Origin of the sequence: Vibrio sp. 10N.286.51.C3 (assembly GCF_003050065.1) — a bacterium.
GTDB lineage: Bacteria > Pseudomonadota > Gammaproteobacteria > Enterobacterales > Vibrionaceae > Vibrio > Vibrio crassostreae.
The window spans coordinates 201,392-217,113 of sequence record NZ_PIGC01000009.1; the positions used below are offsets into that span (position 1 = coordinate 201,392).

General features: G+C 44.8%; 9 protein-coding genes, 6 tRNA genes and 2 rRNA genes. 6 read left to right on the top strand and 11 right to left on the bottom strand.

Features of this window, described 5'->3' with window-relative positions; genetic code table 11:
• Positions 1-11: 11 nt before the first annotated feature.
• The 6 genes from CWO27_RS12385 to CWO27_RS12410 form a co-directional block, all read right to left on the bottom strand.
• Positions 12-1,739 carry a dipeptide ABC transporter ATP-binding protein gene (locus CWO27_RS12385; RefSeq protein ID WP_055318741.1) on the bottom strand — a complete coding sequence of 576 codons (1,728 nt, stop codon included), beginning with the start codon at positions 1,737-1,739 and terminating at the stop codon, positions 12-14.
• A 1,056-nt stretch (positions 1,740-2,795) separates the two neighbouring features.
• Positions 2,796-2,872: transfer RNA gene (locus CWO27_RS12390), tRNA-Pro, on the bottom strand.
• A gap of 55 nt (positions 2,873-2,927) precedes the next feature.
• Positions 2,928-3,003 (bottom strand) — tRNA-His (locus CWO27_RS12395).
• 44 nt (positions 3,004-3,047) lie between these two features.
• A tRNA-Pro gene (locus CWO27_RS12400) sits at positions 3,048-3,124 on the bottom strand.
• A gap of 76 nt (positions 3,125-3,200) precedes the next feature.
• A tRNA-His gene (locus CWO27_RS12405) sits at positions 3,201-3,276 on the bottom strand.
• A gap of 49 nt (positions 3,277-3,325) precedes the next feature.
• Positions 3,326-3,402: transfer RNA gene (locus CWO27_RS12410), tRNA-Arg, on the bottom strand.
• 298 nt (positions 3,403-3,700) lie between these two features.
• On the opposite strand from CWO27_RS12410, the gene CWO27_RS12415 reads away from it, so the two are divergent.
• On the top strand, positions 3,701-4,114 hold the full coding sequence (locus CWO27_RS12415) for a c-type cytochrome (protein ID WP_017069626.1): 414 nt from the start codon (positions 3,701-3,703) through the stop codon (positions 4,112-4,114).
• 97 nt (positions 4,115-4,211) lie between these two features.
• Here the strand turns inward: CWO27_RS12415 and rep are convergent, their stop codons facing one another.
• Complete coding sequence (gene rep, locus CWO27_RS12420) at positions 4,212-6,230, bottom strand: DNA helicase Rep (protein ID WP_107899041.1); 2,019 nt, start codon at positions 6,228-6,230, stop codon at positions 4,212-4,214.
• A gap of 180 nt (positions 6,231-6,410) precedes the next feature.
• Between rep and CWO27_RS12425 the strand changes: the two genes are divergently transcribed.
• The 4 genes from CWO27_RS12425 (at position 6,411) to ubiK (ending at position 11,622) form a co-directional block, all read left to right on the top strand.
• Positions 6,411-6,992: a TetR/AcrR family transcriptional regulator gene (locus CWO27_RS12425; RefSeq protein WP_017629442.1), complete on the top strand. Its 582-nt coding sequence runs from the start codon at positions 6,411-6,413 to the stop codon at positions 6,990-6,992.
• Between the two features lie 18 nt (positions 6,993-7,010).
• Positions 7,011-8,117 (top strand): efflux RND transporter periplasmic adaptor subunit, encoded by a 1,107-nt coding sequence (locus CWO27_RS12430; RefSeq protein WP_065677334.1) that lies wholly within the window; start codon positions 7,011-7,013, stop codon positions 8,115-8,117.
• Between the two features lie 11 nt (positions 8,118-8,128).
• Positions 8,129-11,251 (top strand): multidrug efflux RND transporter permease subunit, encoded by a 3,123-nt coding sequence (locus CWO27_RS12435; RefSeq protein ID WP_102479088.1) that lies wholly within the window; start codon positions 8,129-8,131, stop codon positions 11,249-11,251.
• A 119-nt stretch (positions 11,252-11,370) separates the two neighbouring features.
• Positions 11,371-11,622 carry a ubiquinone biosynthesis accessory factor UbiK gene (ubiK, locus tag CWO27_RS12440; RefSeq protein WP_009848085.1) on the top strand — a complete coding sequence of 84 codons (252 nt, stop codon included), beginning with the start codon at positions 11,371-11,373 and terminating at the stop codon, positions 11,620-11,622.
• A gap of 274 nt (positions 11,623-11,896) precedes the next feature.
• Here the strand turns inward: ubiK and ilvC are convergent, their stop codons facing one another.
• Positions 11,897-13,381, bottom strand: a complete 1,485-nt coding sequence (ilvC, locus tag CWO27_RS12445) for a ketol-acid reductoisomerase (protein WP_107899042.1) — start codon at positions 13,379-13,381, stop codon at positions 11,897-11,899.
• Positions 13,382-13,527: 146 nt separating this feature from the next.
• Here ilvC and ilvY point away from each other — a divergent pair, with 146 nt between their 5' ends.
• The gene (ilvY, locus tag CWO27_RS12450) at positions 13,528-14,418 is read left to right on the top strand and encodes an HTH-type transcriptional activator IlvY (protein WP_048612410.1); all 891 of its coding nucleotides are present in this window, start codon (positions 13,528-13,530) and stop codon (positions 14,416-14,418) included.
• Positions 14,419-14,543: 125 nt separating this feature from the next.
• Here the strand turns inward: ilvY and CWO27_RS12455 are convergent.
• The 3 genes from CWO27_RS12455 to CWO27_RS12465 all read right to left on the bottom strand — a co-directional run.
• A tRNA-Ser gene (locus tag CWO27_RS12455) sits at positions 14,544-14,634 on the bottom strand.
• Positions 14,635-14,703: 69 nt separating this feature from the next.
• Positions 14,704-14,819 (bottom strand): 5S ribosomal RNA (gene rrf / locus CWO27_RS12460).
• 130 nt (positions 14,820-14,949) lie between these two features.
• Positions 14,950-15,722, bottom strand: a 23S ribosomal RNA gene (locus CWO27_RS12465); the annotation flags it as partial.

A 15,722-nucleotide genomic window follows, 5' to 3' on the forward strand; every position in this document is an offset into this window, starting at 1 on the left:
CCTGCTGATTTTTATACCGCGGCTTGTGCCACTGCTTTTTCTTCTCTTAAACCTGTAAATTCAGGCATTAAAGAAATTAGGTGTTTGCTGTATTCATGCTGAGGCGATTGGAATAGCTGCTCAGTTGGCGCGACTTCCAATAGTTCTCCCATTTGCATCACACCAACACGATCACACATTTGGCGAATAACCGGTAAATCGTGACTGATGAACAGCATGGTTAGGTTTAGCTCGTCTTGTAAGTCTTTTAGTAGGTTAAGGATCTGAGCCTGTACCGACACATCCAGTGCCGAGGTAGGTTCATCACAAATCAAAAGACGAGGGCGAGTTGCCAAAGCGCGAGCGATAGAAATACGCTGACGTTGACCACCTGAGAATTCGTGCGGGTACTTAACCCCGGCCATTACGCCTAGACCAACGTGCTCTAGCAGGTCGTTCACGATCTGACGAGTTTCATTCTCGTTGCGCGTAAGCTTATGGAATCGGATAGGCTCAGCAATGATGTCGAATATCTTCATTCGAGGGTTCATTGATGTGTAAGGGTTTTGGAAAACCATCTGCATTTGACGACGCATAGGGCGACGTTCTTTTTCAGATTTAAGACCAGTAAGATCAACGCCTTCAAACGTTACCTTGCCTGAATTCGGTGCGTACAAGCCAGCAATCACACGAGCGATCGTTGACTTACCTGAACCTGATTCACCGACTAGACCAAACGTTTCGCCTTCATGTACTTCAAAGCTCACGTTGTTTGACGCCTGAACGTACTCACGACGGCTCTCAAAGAAAGAATCTTTGGTGGTAAAGCGCAAGTTTACATTCTCAACGTTCAACAATGGGCCAGTGTAATCGCGGTGATCTTGGCTTTGACCTAACCAGTGGTTTTTCACATCCAGTGGTTCCATCTCGTGCGCTTCTTCGATGTAGCTAACAAGAGGGAAACGATCGAGTTTGCGGTCTGAACGAGGAACCGCAGAAATCAAGCTGTGTGTGTATGGGTGTTCAGGAGTACCAAGGACTTTCGCCGTCGGGCCAAACTCAACTAAGTCACCACGATACATAACGGCTACGCGGTCGGTAACGTTTGATACCACGCCCATGTCGTGCGTGACCAACATACAACCTACGTTTTTCTTAATACATAGATCGCGAATCAAACCTAAGATTTGATCTTGAATAGACACATCCAGTGCCGTCGTTGGTTCATCTGCGATGATAAGGTCAGGTTCACCAGCCAATGCGATCGCGATAACCACACGCTGACGCATACCGCCAGAGAACTGGTGTGGGTACTGCTTTAAACGGTTTTCAGGTTGTGGGATACCCACTTGGTTCATCAAGTCTAATGAACGCTGGTAGGCTTCTTGATCCGAAACCTTCATGTTGGCATGAATCGTCTCTTTTAACTGCTGTTCTACTGTGAATAGAGGGTTAAGAGACGTCATTGGATCTTGGAAGATAAAACCAATCTTTGAGCCGCGAACAGAACGCATCTGTTCAGGAGATAAGCCAGAGACTTTTTCGCCATCCAGAAATACCTCGCCGCTAGCAATGCGGCCGGGAGGGCTCAGCAAATCGATCACAGCATTACCTACTGTTGATTTACCTGCACCAGACTCGCCTACAACACCAACGATCTCACCACGTTCGATGTTGAACGAAAGCGATTTAACTGCGGCGTGAACTCCATGACGAGATGGGTATTCGATACGAAGATTTTTTACTTCTAAAAGTGACATTACCAGACCTCTACTGCTTTGGCAGCTTTCTGCCCTGTCTGCAAAATTGAATCCATTCTTACCAGAATATTGTTCTGATATTTTATACGGTTGACAATTTGGCAAATAATTCACAGAAAAGCAACAAAAATAGGATAAAAAGTCGACATTAAACGCTTAGCAAGCAAAAGTGCCACATAACTATTCACCCAGAGAGCATATAGTAAGAAAAATCAACATTATATTATCGGCAAGAAATACTCACAAACTCCTTACCACTGCTTACTTGTAGAGTTAAACCTGTGCTTCAAAGCAGATCTCACTACCATTCAATAAAAACAAATAATTATTCCAAAAAACAATTAACACTATAGAAACAAACGCTAACTTTGTTAATTTAAACAAATAAAACAACTAGATACACGCCAAGTAACCATACATTTAACCATTTGTATTTTTTTGATAAATACAAACCAGAGAAACGAAAGGCTTAATAAATCTGAGGAGTTTTGAACGACCAAATGCGTAGAAAGCTGTCAAATACATGGGTTAGTGAGCAGATTAAGGGCCAAATTCAACTTTTCACAAAAATCTCTAGACCAGACCTATTAATTTGTCGAATTATTGAGTGGTTATTTTATATAAAATTAGATATAGATCTTTCCGTTTGATAAATGAACTACCTCCGTACAGACGTAATAATCGAGGAGATCGAAGGTGGGATTCTTGCTTCTAAAAGGAGTTTATTAAAGAGGAGCGAGTCGAACTGGACCAATTCAACACTGTGAGAAGCAATAATTGAAGAATACTGACACGACATATGCAACAAAGCCCATCATTTCTGATGATGCTTCTTAAGTGAGCGGTGAAGAGACATTCTTTGAACATCAGGCGAACCCATTTGGGTTCCTATCTAGTGATCTACAGATGAAAAAAAACTCATCATTTCTGATGAGCTTTCATAAAGGCGGTCAGTGAAGAGACATCCTTTGAACATCAGGCGAACCCCACTTGGGTTCCAACCTGTGATCTACAGATGAAAAAAAAGCTCATCATTTCTGATGAGCTTTCTTAAGGTGGTCGGTGAAGAGGGATTCGAACCCCCGACCCTCTGGTCCCAAACCAGATGCGCTACCAAGCTGCGCTATTCACCGAGACATTTCGTTTGATTTCTCAAACTGGGAACTTCAAAGAAGTTACCAAAATTAATGGGGTGGCTAACGAGATTCGAACTCGCGACCACCGGAATCACAATCCAGGGCTCTACCAACTGAGCTATAGCCACCACTAATTTTTTATATAACCGCTTAAAAGCGATTATTGAAATAGTGGTCGGTGAAGAGGGATTCGAACCCCCGACCCTCTGGTCCCAAACCAGATGCGCTACCAAGCTGCGCTATTCACCGACTAATTTTGTATCGATTCTTGGGATAGTGAATCAACACAGGAAGCCGAAGCTACCGATATTTTATAAAGAAAGAATGGGGTGGCTAACGAGATTCGAACTCGCGACCACCGGAATCACAATCCAGGGCTCTACCAACTGAGCTATAGCCACCATTATTTCTTTTGTGCCAATTTCTCACTTACCGAAGTAAGAGACCGGATGGCGCGCCTGAAAGGATTCGAACCTTCGGCCTTTGGCTCCGGAGGCCAACGCTCTATCCAGCTGAGCTACAGGCGCATGCCCTGTCGGCGGAGTGGAATAATACGTATATCACCCAATGCCGTCTAGTACTTTTTTAACTTTTTTTTCTGTTTGGTCTCTTTTTCGACAGTTAATATGTGATAAACCCCTTATTTGAGTACTACAACCCGCCACAGCTTATAAGTTGTTGTTTATTGCAACAACTTATCGGGATATAATCACCCATTATTTACATTGGTTTAACAGTTGCTCTTTGCTGGTTAAAGCCAAAACACCCTTCCAACACTATAAATTGGTAAGCATGTACTTACCTTGGGAATGTAAAGTGAGTTTAATGGATATGTCTCGTCGAATTTTAAGCGTTGTCATCGCAGTTTTAACCTTTTCAACTGGCGCAATGGCTGCAGGCCTTAGCGAAGCGGAGCAAGATGCAATTGCTGAACGCATCAAACCAGTTGGCCAAGTTTACCTAGTCGGCAGCGAGCCAGTAGCCGCAGAACCAACAGGCCCTCGTGATGGCGCAGCAGTTTACGGTACCTTTTGTATCGCTTGTCACGCATCTGGCGTAAGTGGCGCACCTAAAACAGGTGATGCTGGAGATTGGGGCCCTCGTATTGCTCAAGGTCGCGACATCCTAGCTGACCACGCAATCAACGGTTTCAATGCGATGCCAGCGAAAGGTTCATGTATGGACTGTTCAGACGATGAAATCAAAGATGCTATCGAGCACATGATTGCCGGTCTGTAATTTACCGATCTGTAATTAAAAATGCCAGATTCAAAAAAGGTGACCTCATGGTCACCTTTTTTATTGGCTTCTAATATAGTGCTATTAAAGCTGAGCTTTATTTCTTGTTGAACATCGCACGAATATTCGCAATGTGTGCCTGCCCTTTTTCCATTCTTTCTTCAGCGGATTGAGGCTTCTTAACGCTTTCCCACTCAACGTCCTCATGCGGCAACTCGTCTAGAAAGCGACTTTGTGTTGGCTTAATCAATTCACCATATTGACGACGTTCACGACACTTAGTAAAGGTCAGCTCTTTCTGAGCTCGAGTAATCCCTACATACATAAGACGACGTTCTTCTTCTACGTTACCTTCATCGACACTGGTTTGGTGCGGCAAGATGCCCTCTTCTGCACCCATCAGAAATACATACGGGAACTCTAGGCCTTTCGATGCGTGCAATGTCATTAATTGAACTTGGTCTGCGTCGTCGTCATCTTCACCACGCTCCATCATGTCGCGCAGCGTTAAACGTTGAACCACCTCGCGTAGGGTTTTCTCTTCTTTGTCGTAGTTGTCACCCTCAAGATCGGCCACAATCCAACTATAGAGATCAGAGACGTTCTTCATTCGCATTTCAGCGGCTTTCGGGCTCGCAGAGGTTTCGTACAACCAATCTTCGTAATTGATATCACGAACCAAAGAGCGAACGGCTTCAACCGTATTACCACGCTCAGCATTATCTGAGATACGAACAATCCAGTCACCGAAACGGCGTAGATTTTCTAAACCACGTCCCGTCAGTGTCTGCTCTAAGCCCATCTCAAAGCTGGCTTCAAACAGACTCTTACCACGCATATTGGCGTAACTGCCTAATTTCTCAAGCGTCACCGGACCAATCTCACGACGCGGTGTATTTACAATGCGCAGGAAGGCGTTGTCATCATCTGGGTTCACCAATACACGTAGGTAAGCCATAATGTCTTTAATTTCTGCTCTAGCAAAGAAAGAAGTACCGCCAGAGATCTTGTAAGGCACACGGTTCTGCATCAAGGCTTTTTCAATCAAGCGCGATTGGTGGTTACCACGGTAAAGCACTGCGTAATCTTTATATTCAGTACGGTTCAAAAACTTATGAGCGATGATCTCACCGGTAATACGCTCTGCTTCATGCTCTTCATTCTTGGCATTCAGTACCTTGAGCTTTTCACCATCTGGGATCTCTGAGAACAGTGACTTTTCATAAACGTGTGGGTTGTTAGCGATCAAGATGTTCGCCGCACGTAAGATTCGACTGGTTGAGCGATAGTTTTGCTCGAGTTTGATCAAGCGAAGGTTCGGGTAGTCTTCACCCAGCAACACCAAGTTTTGCGGTTTTGCGCCACGCCATGAATAGATAGATTGGTCATCATCACCTACTACCGTCAAGCGACCACGCTCTCCAACAAGCAGACGAACCAACTCATACTGGCTAGTATTGGTATCTTGGTATTCATCGACCAGTAAATAGCGGATACGCGACTGCCAGCGCTCACGCACTTCTTGATTGGTTTTCAGTAACAATACAGGCATCGCAATCAAATCATCAAAATCGAGCGCGTTGTATGCCTTCATCTGTTTCTGGTACATCTCAAAACAGAATGCAAAAAGCTGTTCTTGTTCGCCTTGAGCTCGAGCTTTCGCCTGATCTGGCGTCAGCATGTCATTCTTCCAATTCGAAATCGCACTCATCAATGCACGCAATAAATCTTTATCGCCATCGATCTGTCTCTCTGTTAGCTCTTTTAACAGAGCTAACTGATCTTGGTCATCAAACAGAGAGAAGCCAGCTTTTAAGCCCAGTGCTTTGTACTCGCGACGAATAATAGTTAGGCCCATGGTGTGAAACGTCGAAACAATAAGTCCTTTCGACTCACCTTTACCTAAGGTTTGACCAACACGCTCTTTCATCTCACGTGCCGCTTTATTGGTAAAGGTTACCGCTGCAATATTACGCGCCTTATAGCCACACTCTTGAACCAAGTAAGCGATCTTATTCGTGATAACACGTGTTTTACCGGATCCAGCGCCCGCTAATACTAAGCAGGGCCCCGAAACATATTTCACGGCTTCATCTTGTCTTGGGTTCAGTTTCATTTGGTTCTCAATTTGGTCTAGAGGAGCGAATTAAATTGCGCGCTTATAATAATGCTGCAACACCTCGAATGCTACGTTCTCTTATACAAGATTTTTACGCTGCTTGTGTAAAACTTTGTTGCACATGTGTGTGGTTCTTAGGCTATAATGAATGAACGTTCATTCACTGGTGATGGAATAATGACAACTCATGCACCTCGGGATAAACGCCAGCAAATACTTTCTGCAGCTGAAAAGCTAATTGCAGAGGTCGGTTTCCAAGGCCTTTCAATGCAAAAATTAGCCAAAGAAGCGGGAGTGGCTGCAGGCACTATCTATCGCTACTTCGATGATAAAGAGCACTTGATAGAAGATGTTCGAATGCTCGTGACTCAAAGAGTAGCTGATGCTGTTCAAGAAGGGGTTAATGATTCGGATCCAATTAAACAACGCTACCGTACTATGTGGTTGAACATATGGAACTTAGCAGGAACGAATTTAGCCGCAATAAAAAATCGAGTTCAGTATGACTCTCTACCCATCACAAATAGCCTAAACTTCAGGGAACTAGAACGTAAAATGTTTGCCCAAGTTGAGCTGCTATTTAATGAGGGGAAGGAACAAGGATTGTTTAAACCACTTAACAATGAAGTATTAGGTGGATTGAGCTTGGCGGCTAGTGTTTCTCTAGCACGCAAGCATTCTTTAGGATTTTACCAACTTGATGAGGCAGAACTAGAATCTGCAATCGAAGCCAGTTGGGACGCAATAATTAAACACTAGATCGGAGTTTTGACCATAATGAAAAAGTGGACTTTCTTCATGTTACTCATCGCTGTACTACTTTTCGGCAGCGTTATTGGGTTTAACATGTTCAAACAACAAAAAATTGCTGAGTATATGGCCAACCGCCCTGAACCAGAGTTTCCAGTAACGGTAACTGAAGTTCAGCCGATCGACTGGGTTCCAGTGATTGAAGCTATCGGCTTCATCGAACCTAACCAAGGTGTGACACTAGCGAACGAGACCAGCGGTGTTATTGACCAGATCTCTTTCGAGTCAGGTACTGATGTTAAGAGTGGTCAGCAACTGGTGCGTCTTGATTCTGACGTAGAGAAAGCAAACCTAAAGAGTTCTGAAGCTCGTTTGCCTGCTGCGAAAGCAAAATACAAGCGTTACCAAGGTCTATTCAAGAAAGGTTCTATCTCTAAAGAAGCGTACGATGAAGCAGAAGCGAACTACTTCTCTCTATCTGCTGACATTGAAAGCCTAAAAGCATCGATCGAGCGTCGTGAAATTCGCGCGCCATTCGACGGTACTGTTGGTATTCGTAACGTATACCTAGGCCAATACCTACAATCGGGTACCGATATCGTTCGTTTAGAAGATACCAGTGTCATGCGTCTGCGCTTCACAGTTTCTCAAACAGATATCTCTCGTATCAATGTTGGTCAGGCTATCGACATCTTTGTTGATGCTTACCCAGAGACACCGTTTGAAGGCTCTATCAGTGCAATTGAACCAGCTGTAAGCATCCAAAGTGGTCTTATCCAAGTTCAAGCAGACATTCCAAACAATGATGGCAAGCTTCGTAGCGGTATGTTCGCTCGCGCTAACATCATTCTGCCTAAACTAGAGAACCAAGTAACTCTGCCTCAAACGGCGATTACTTTCACTCTATACGGTGACAATGTTTACATCCTGACTGAAGAAGACGGCGTTCAACGTGTTGCTCAACATGTTGTAAAAGTAGGTGAGCGTACAGCTGATATTGCACACATCCTTGAAGGCGTTAAAGCCGGCGATACGGTTGTAACTTCTGGCCAAGTACGTCTAAGTAACGGTGCCAAAGTTAAGGTTGTTGAAAGTGATGCAATCACTCCACCATCTGAAACACCTAAGCTGTAACTGGAGGCACAATGCGCTTTACTGATGTTTTTATTAAACGTCCAGTTCTAGCGGTATCCATCAGCTTTTTGATTGCGCTGCTTGGCTTACAAGCAATCTTCAAAATGCAGGTGCGTGAATACCCTGAAATGACGAATACCGTCGTAACCGTAACCACGAGTTACTACGGTGCAAGTGCCGATCTTATCCAAGGCTTTATCACCCAGCCCCTCGAACAGGCTGTGGCTCAAGCGGATAACATCGACTATATGACTTCTTCTTCTGTGCTCGGTAGTTCTACTATTACCGTGAACATGAAGTTGAACACCGACCCGAATGCGGCGCTGTCTGACATACTGGCCAAGACTAACTCGGTGCGTTCTCAGCTTCCTAAAGAAGCAGAAGATCCAACCGTAACCATGTCTACCGGTTCAACGACAGCTGTACTCTACATTGGTTTTACCAGTGATGAGTTGGTGTCGAGCCAAATTACCGACTACCTAGAGCGTGTAATCAACCCGCAACTATTCACGGTAAATGGTGTATCTAAAGTCGACCTTTATGGTGGTATGAAATACGCACTGCGCGTATGGCTAGATCCATCAAAAATGGCAGCTGTTAACCTAACTGCTACTGATGTTATGTCGGTATTGAATGCCAACAACTACCAGTCAGCGACAGGTCAAGCTACTGGCGAATTCGTTCTTTATAACGGCAGTGCCGATACACAAGTATCAAACACTGAAGAGTTAGAGAACTTAGTCGTTAGAAGTGGTGAAGGTGAGATTATCCGTCTGTCTGACATCGCTAAGGTTTCTCTAGAGAAAAGCCACGACGTTTATCGTGCAAGTGCGAACGGTCAGGAGGCGGTTGTTGCAGCAATTAATGCGGCACCAAGTGCGAACCCAATCAACATCGCTGCAGATGTACTTGAGCTTCTTCCTCAGCTAGAGAAGAACCTTCCAAGCAACATCTCAATGAACGTAATGTACGATTCAACCATTGCGATTAACGAGTCAATTCAAGAAGTTATCAAGACAATTCTTGAAGCGGCATTAATCGTATTAATCGTAATCACATTGTTCTTAGGTTCATTCCGAGCGGTACTGATCCCTATCGTTACTATCCCACTATCTCTGATTGGTGTGGCAATGGTAATGCAGGCGATGGGCTTCTCTTGGAACCTGATGACACTACTGGCAATGGTACTCGCCATCGGTCTGGTGGTAGATGATGCGATCGTGGTACTTGAGAACGTCGACAGGCATATCAAGCTCGGAGAGTCCCCTTTCCGCGCTGCGATCATCGGTACTCGTGAAATTGCGGTCCCTGTTATCGCAATGACACTCACGCTAGGTGCGGTATACGCTCCAATCGCAATGATGGGCGGTATCACGGGCTCACTATTTAAAGAGTTCGCATTAACCCTAGCCGGTTCTGTATTTGTATCAGGTATCGTGGCACTAACGCTGTCGCCAATGATGTGTTCAAAAATGCTGAAAGCTCACGCTGAGCCGAGCAAGTTTGAACAGAAGGTTCATAGCGTTTTGGATGGTATGACTAACCGTTACGAGCGTATGCTTGGCGCGGTAATGCAACATCGTCCAGTATTTATTGGCTTTGCTATCATCGTATTTGCAAGTTTGCCGATGTTGTTCAAGTTCATCCCTAGTGAATTAGCACCTTCAGAAGATAAAGGTGTAATCATGCTAATGGGTACTGCACCATCTAATGCGAACTTAGACTTCATGCAAAATACCATGAACGACGTAAACAAGATTCTGTCTGACCAGCCAGAAGTCGCTTACGCGCAGGTGTTCACAGGAGTTCCTAATGCAAACCAAGCGTTTGGTATTGCATCTATGGTTCCTTGGAGTGAGCGTGAAGCAAGCCAATCTGAGGTAGCAAACCGCGTTGGTGGTTTGGTGAAAGATGTTCCAGGAATGGCAGTAACAGCCTTCCAAATGCCAGAACTACCAGGTGCAGGTTCTGGCCTTCCAATTCAGTTTGTTATTACAACGCCAAACAGTTTTGAAAGCTTGTTCCAAATCACCACTGACATTTTGACTGATGTAGCGACAAACCCACTATTCGTATACTCGGATCTCGATCTGAACTACGACTCAGCAACGATGAAAGTACACATCGACAAGGATAAAGCGGGCGCATACGGCGTAACCATGCAAGATATCGGTATCACGCTAGGTACCATGATGTCAGATGGCTACGTAAACCGTATCGACTTGAATGGTCGTTCTTACGAGGTTATCCCTCAGGTTGAACGTAAATTCCGTTTGAACCCAGAATCGATGAATAACTACTACGTACGTGCTGCGGACGGTAATGCTGTCCCATTAGGCAGTTTGATTACGATTGATGTTGTGGCAGAGCCTCGCTCTCTTCCTCACTTCAACCAATTGAACTCAGCTACGATTGGTGCAGTACCTGCTCCAGGCGCTGCAATGGGTGATGCAATTGCATGGTTTGAAGACACGGCGGCGAATAAGCTTCCAAGTGGCTACAACCACGATTACATGGGTGAAGCACGTCAATACGTAACTGAAGGTAGCGCACTTTACGCGACCTTTGGTCTAGCACTGGCTATCATCTTCTTGGTACTAGCGATTCAATTCGAATCTCTGAAAGATCCATTGGTTATCATGGTATCTGTACCACTGGCGATCTGTGGTGCCCTAATAGCTCTGGCTTGGGGTGCGGCAACAATGAACATCTACTCGCAAGTAGGTTTGATCACCTTAGTCGGCCTAATTACCAAGCACGGTATCTTGATCTGTGAAGTTGCAAAAGAAGAACAGTTGCATCATCACAAGACTCGTATCGAAGCGGTAATGGAAGCTGCGAAGGTTCGTCTTCGTCCAATCCTGATGACAACAGCTGCGATGATCGCGGGTCTAATCCCACTGATGTACGCAAGTGGTGCGGGTGCAGCTCAGCGCTTTAGTATTGGTATCGTAATCGTTGCTGGTCTAGCGATTGGTACTATCTTCACGCTATTTGTACTGCCAGTGATTTACAGCTACTTGGCTGAAAAACACAAACCTCTACCTGTATTTGTAGAAGACAAAGACCTAGAAAAGCTAGCTCGCATCGATGAAGCAAAAGCGGCACACAGAGAATTAGCTGATAATAAGTAATCGCTAAGTCGTATTAACAATAAAAAGGCTACTTCGGTGGCCTTTTTTTATACGCCATAGGCGACATCTCAAGTGTGATTAAATAGAATAGTGGTAAATATTCAGGAGTTTTAATTGATATGTTTGATCCAAAAAAACTAGAGCAGATTGCTAAGCAGATCCACGATTCTATGCCTCAACCAGTAAAAGAGCTTGGTTCAGACGTAGATCAAAAAGTTCGCCAAGTTATCCAAGGCCAACTAAACAAGCTAGACGTTGTGAGCCGTGAAGAGTTTGATGTTCAAACACAAGTACTGCTTCGCACTCGCCAAAAGCTAACTGAAATGGAACAAAAGCTAGCTGACTTAGAAGCAAAGATTGCCGATAAGTAAGCGCAAAGCAAGAAAACTGAAAGGGTTGGTGTGAAAACGCCAACCCTTTTGTATTTCTGAGGATCAATCAAGACCTGAAAGTCGACGAAGACTGATCAAGCAATGTTCATTTGATTGATTTTTAAGACTTTGTTACTAAAAGCAAAAAGGCTTGGTCAACGGCGACCAAGCCTTTTTATTAGATGTTGTGTTGCTTACTTATAACTCCAACCTGTAAGGAGTTAGTGATACTGCTTCGCTTTTTCTGCAAATTTATCAGTATCTAAGCGACTAATTAACCGCCTACAGCGATACGCTTCATGTCGCTCATGTAGCTACGTAGCTCTTCACCAATGTACTCTACAGAGTGGTTACGGATAGCTTCGTTTACTTCAATTAGCTTAGCGTTATCAACTTGGTTAGATGCTTCACCTAGACCGCGGCCGATTACGTCAGTTGCTACTGAAGGCATGAACTTCTCACGTAGTAACGGTGTTGCTACGTTAGCGAATAGGTAGTTACCGTACTCAGCAGTATCTGAGATTACAACGTTCATTTCGTAAAGACGCTTACGAGCAACTGTGTTTGCGATTAGTGGAAGCTCATGTAGAGATTCGTAGTAAGCAGACTCGTCGATGATGCCTGATGCAGTCATAGCTTCGAATGCTAGCTCAACACCTGCACGAACCATAGCAACCATTAGGATACCGTTGTCGAAGTACTCTTGCTCTGAGATTTCTACGTCAGAAGCTGGGTAGTTTTCGAATGCCGTTTCGCCTGTCTCTTCACGCCAGCCTAGTAGGTTCACGTCATCGTTCGCCCAGTCAGCCATCATTGTGCTAGAGAAGTGACCAGAGATGATGTCATCCATGTGCTTGTTGTAAAGCGGACGCATTAGGTCTTTAAGCTCTTCAGAAAGCTCAAACGCTTTAACTTTAGCTGGGTTAGATAAACGATCCATCATGTGAGTTACGCCACCAAACTTAAGTGCTTCAGTGATCGTTTCCCAACCGTATTGTAGAAGTTTGCCTGCGTAGCCAGGTTCGATACCGTCAGCAATCATCTTCTCGTAAGATACGATAGAACCCGCTTGTAGCATGCCACAAAGGATAGTTTGCTCACCCATAAGGTCAGATTTAACTTCCGCTACGAAAGAAGACTCTAGGCAACCTGCACGGTGACCACCAGTACCTGCAGCCCAAGCTTTAGCGATATCCCAGCCTTCACCTTTAGGGTCATTCTCTGGGTGAACAGCAATCAGTGTTGGTACACCGAAACCACGCTTGTACTCTTCGCGAACTTCAGAACCAGGACACTTAGGAGCAACCATTACAACCGTAAGGTCAGAACGTAACTGCATGCCTTCTTCAACAACGTTAAAGCCGTGAGAGTAACCAAGTGCAGCACCTTCTTTCATTAGAGGCATTACAGTTTCAACAACATTTGTATGTTGCTTGTCTGGAGTAAGGTTGATTACTAGGTCTGCTTGAGGGATTAGCGTTTCGTAGCTACCTACAACAAAGCCATTTTCATCAGCATTTTTGAATGATTGACGCTTTTCATCAATTGCTGCTTGGCGTAGAGCGTAAGATACGTCTAGACCAGAATCACGCATGTTTAGACCTTGGTTTAAGCCTTGAGCACCACAACCAACAATTACGATTTTCTTACCTTCAAGAAATTCAGCTTCTGTCGCGAATTCTTCACGATCCATAAAGCGGCAACGACCTAGTTGGTCTAGTTGTTCACGAAGGTTTAATGTATTGAAATAGTTAGCCATTCTAGGGCACTCCTTTAAAAATAAGTCCGTAAGGTCGATATCTCTCTATCGAATGACTTCATACTAAAACAGACACTCCATTGCTGAAAGTGATATATTCACAATTAGTTATTGCAATAAATGCAACATGGAAACGATCGCAAAACATGAACATAAAATCTCTACAATTATTTATACATTTATGTGATAGCAAGAGTTTCAGCAAAACCGCTGCTGCTATGCATGTCAGTCCTTCAGCGCTGAGCCGTCAGATACAAAAGCTTGAAGAAGAAACAGGACAAGAACTGCTTATCAGAGACAACCGCAGTGTTGATCTCACCCCAGCAGGAAAACACCTATTGCCTGTAGCATTAAGCATCGTTGGAGAGTGGCAGCAATACAATCTTCATTTGAAAGGTGGAGAGCAAGAGCTTAAAGGTGAGATCCGTATATTTTGTTCAGTAACAGCTAGCTACAGTCACTTACCTGAACTAATTACTGAATTCAGAGCCATTCACCCGTATATTGAATTCAAGCTCTCTACGGGCGATCCTGCTCAATCTATCGACAAAATATTAAATGATGAAGCGGATATTGCTATCTCGGCGAAGCCGGACATCCTTCCTTCAAGGTTAGAATTCGAAACGATTAGCGATATACCACTATCCGTCATAATTCCATCAGGTGTCAGCAGCTTTAGCCAGCAACTTCAGTCTGACAAGCCAAACTGGAATGAAGTGCCTTTTATCATCCCTGAAGCGGGTACGGCGCGTGAACGTGCCAATGCATGGTTCAAAAAGATGAAGATAAAACCCAACATATACGCGCAAGTTTCAGGCCATGAGGCGATAGTGAGTATGGTGGCGCTAGGTTGTGGGGTAGGAATTGCACCTGATGTGGTGATTAACAATAGCCCTGTAAGAGATAAAGTCGACCGTTTAAAGATAGAACCCATCAAACCCTTTGAGTTGGGTGTTTGCTGCAAGAGAGCACAGTTAGAAAACCCATTAATTAGAGCATTTTGGCAGGTCGCCGAAGGAAAATATCTGCAAGACTAAAGAATATATAAGTGATAACAAACGGGGATAGAGTCACAGATAAAGAGCACGTTAGTGCTCTTTTTGTTTTTCTAAACGACAGATATGAAAAAAGCCCGCTGATTTCTCAGCGGGCTTTTCAATGGTGGTGGAGGGATAGGGATTTGAACCCTAGAACCGCTATTAACGGTTGCCGGTTTTCAAGACCGGTGCTTTCGACCACTCAGCCATCCCTCCAACAAATTGTCATCAACAGATTTGTGCACTGTTGAGGTTGTTACTTGCTATGCAAATAACGAAATTAAAGCCTGGCGATGTCCTACTCTCACATGGGGAAGCCCCACACTACCATCGGCGCTATTGTGTTTCACTTCTGAGTTCGGCATGGAATCAGGTGGGTCCACAATGCTATGGTCGCCAAGCAAATTTTGCTTTTACTTTCAGTTTTTAAAAAACTGAAGGCAAAATAATCTGGAAAGCTGTTAAATTCTCTTCAAACTCATTCAAGCGTTTGGTATTTCTATTGAGTCCACAAAACCCCTTGGGTGTTGTATGGTTAAGCCTCACGGGCAATTAGTACAGGTTAGCTCAATGCCTCGCAGCACTTACACACCCTGCCTATCAACGTCGTAGTCTACGACAACCCTTTAGGACGCTTATAGCGCCAGGGAAAACTCATCTCAAGGCTCGCTTCCCGCTTAGATGCTTTCAGCGGTTATCGATTCCGAACTTAGCTACCGGGCAATGCCATTGGCATGACAACCCGAACACCAGAGGTTCGTCCACTCCGGTCCTCTCGTACTAGGAGCAGCCCCTTTCAATTTTCCAACGCCCACGGCAGATAGGGACCGAACTGTCTCACGACGTTCTAAACCCAGCTCGCGTACCACTTTAAATGGCGAACAGCCATACCCTTGGGACCGACTTCAGCCCCAGGATGTGATGAGCCGACATCGAGGTGCCAAACACCGCCGTCGATATGAACTCTTGGGCGGTATCAGCCTGTTATCCCCGGAGTACCTTTTATCCGTTGAGCGATGGCCCTTCCATTCAGAACCACCGGATCACTATGACCTGCTTTCGCACCTGCTCGAATTGTCATTCTCGCAGTCAAGCGGGCTTATGCCATTGCACTAACCACACGATGTCCAACCGTGTTTAGCCCACCTTCGTGCTCCTCCGTTACTCTTTGGGAGGAGACCGCCCCAGTCAAACTACCCACCAGGCACTGTCCGTAATCCCGATTCAGGGACCAACGTTAGAACATCAAAACTACAAGGGTGGTATTTCAAGGACGACTCCACCACATCTAGCGACGCGGTTTC

Excerpts from the sequence above, each read along its gene's own strand:
- CWO27_RS12435 (WP_102479088.1), top strand. The coding sequence starts at position 8,129 with ATGCGCTTTACTGATGTTTTTATTAAACGTCCAGTTCTAGCGGTATCC.
- CWO27_RS12385 (WP_055318741.1), bottom strand. The coding sequence starts at position 1,739 with ATGTCACTTTTAGAAGTAAAAAATCTTCGTATCGAATACCCATCTCGT.
- CWO27_RS12425 (WP_017629442.1), top strand. The coding sequence starts at position 6,411 with ATGACAACTCATGCACCTCGGGATAAACGCCAGCAAATACTTTCTGCA.
- CWO27_RS12415 (WP_017069626.1), top strand. The coding sequence starts at position 3,701 with ATGGATATGTCTCGTCGAATTTTAAGCGTTGTCATCGCAGTTTTAACC.
- CWO27_RS12430 (WP_065677334.1), top strand. The coding sequence starts at position 7,011 with ATGAAAAAGTGGACTTTCTTCATGTTACTCATCGCTGTACTACTTTTC.
- rep (WP_107899041.1), bottom strand. The coding sequence starts at position 6,230 with ATGAAACTGAACCCAAGACAAGATGAAGCCGTGAAATATGTTTCGGGG.
- ilvY (WP_048612410.1), top strand. The coding sequence starts at position 13,528 with ATGAACATAAAATCTCTACAATTATTTATACATTTATGTGATAGCAAG.
- ilvC (WP_107899042.1), bottom strand. The coding sequence starts at position 13,381 with ATGGCTAACTATTTCAATACATTAAACCTTCGTGAACAACTAGACCAA.
- ubiK (WP_009848085.1), top strand. The coding sequence starts at position 11,371 with ATGTTTGATCCAAAAAAACTAGAGCAGATTGCTAAGCAGATCCACGAT.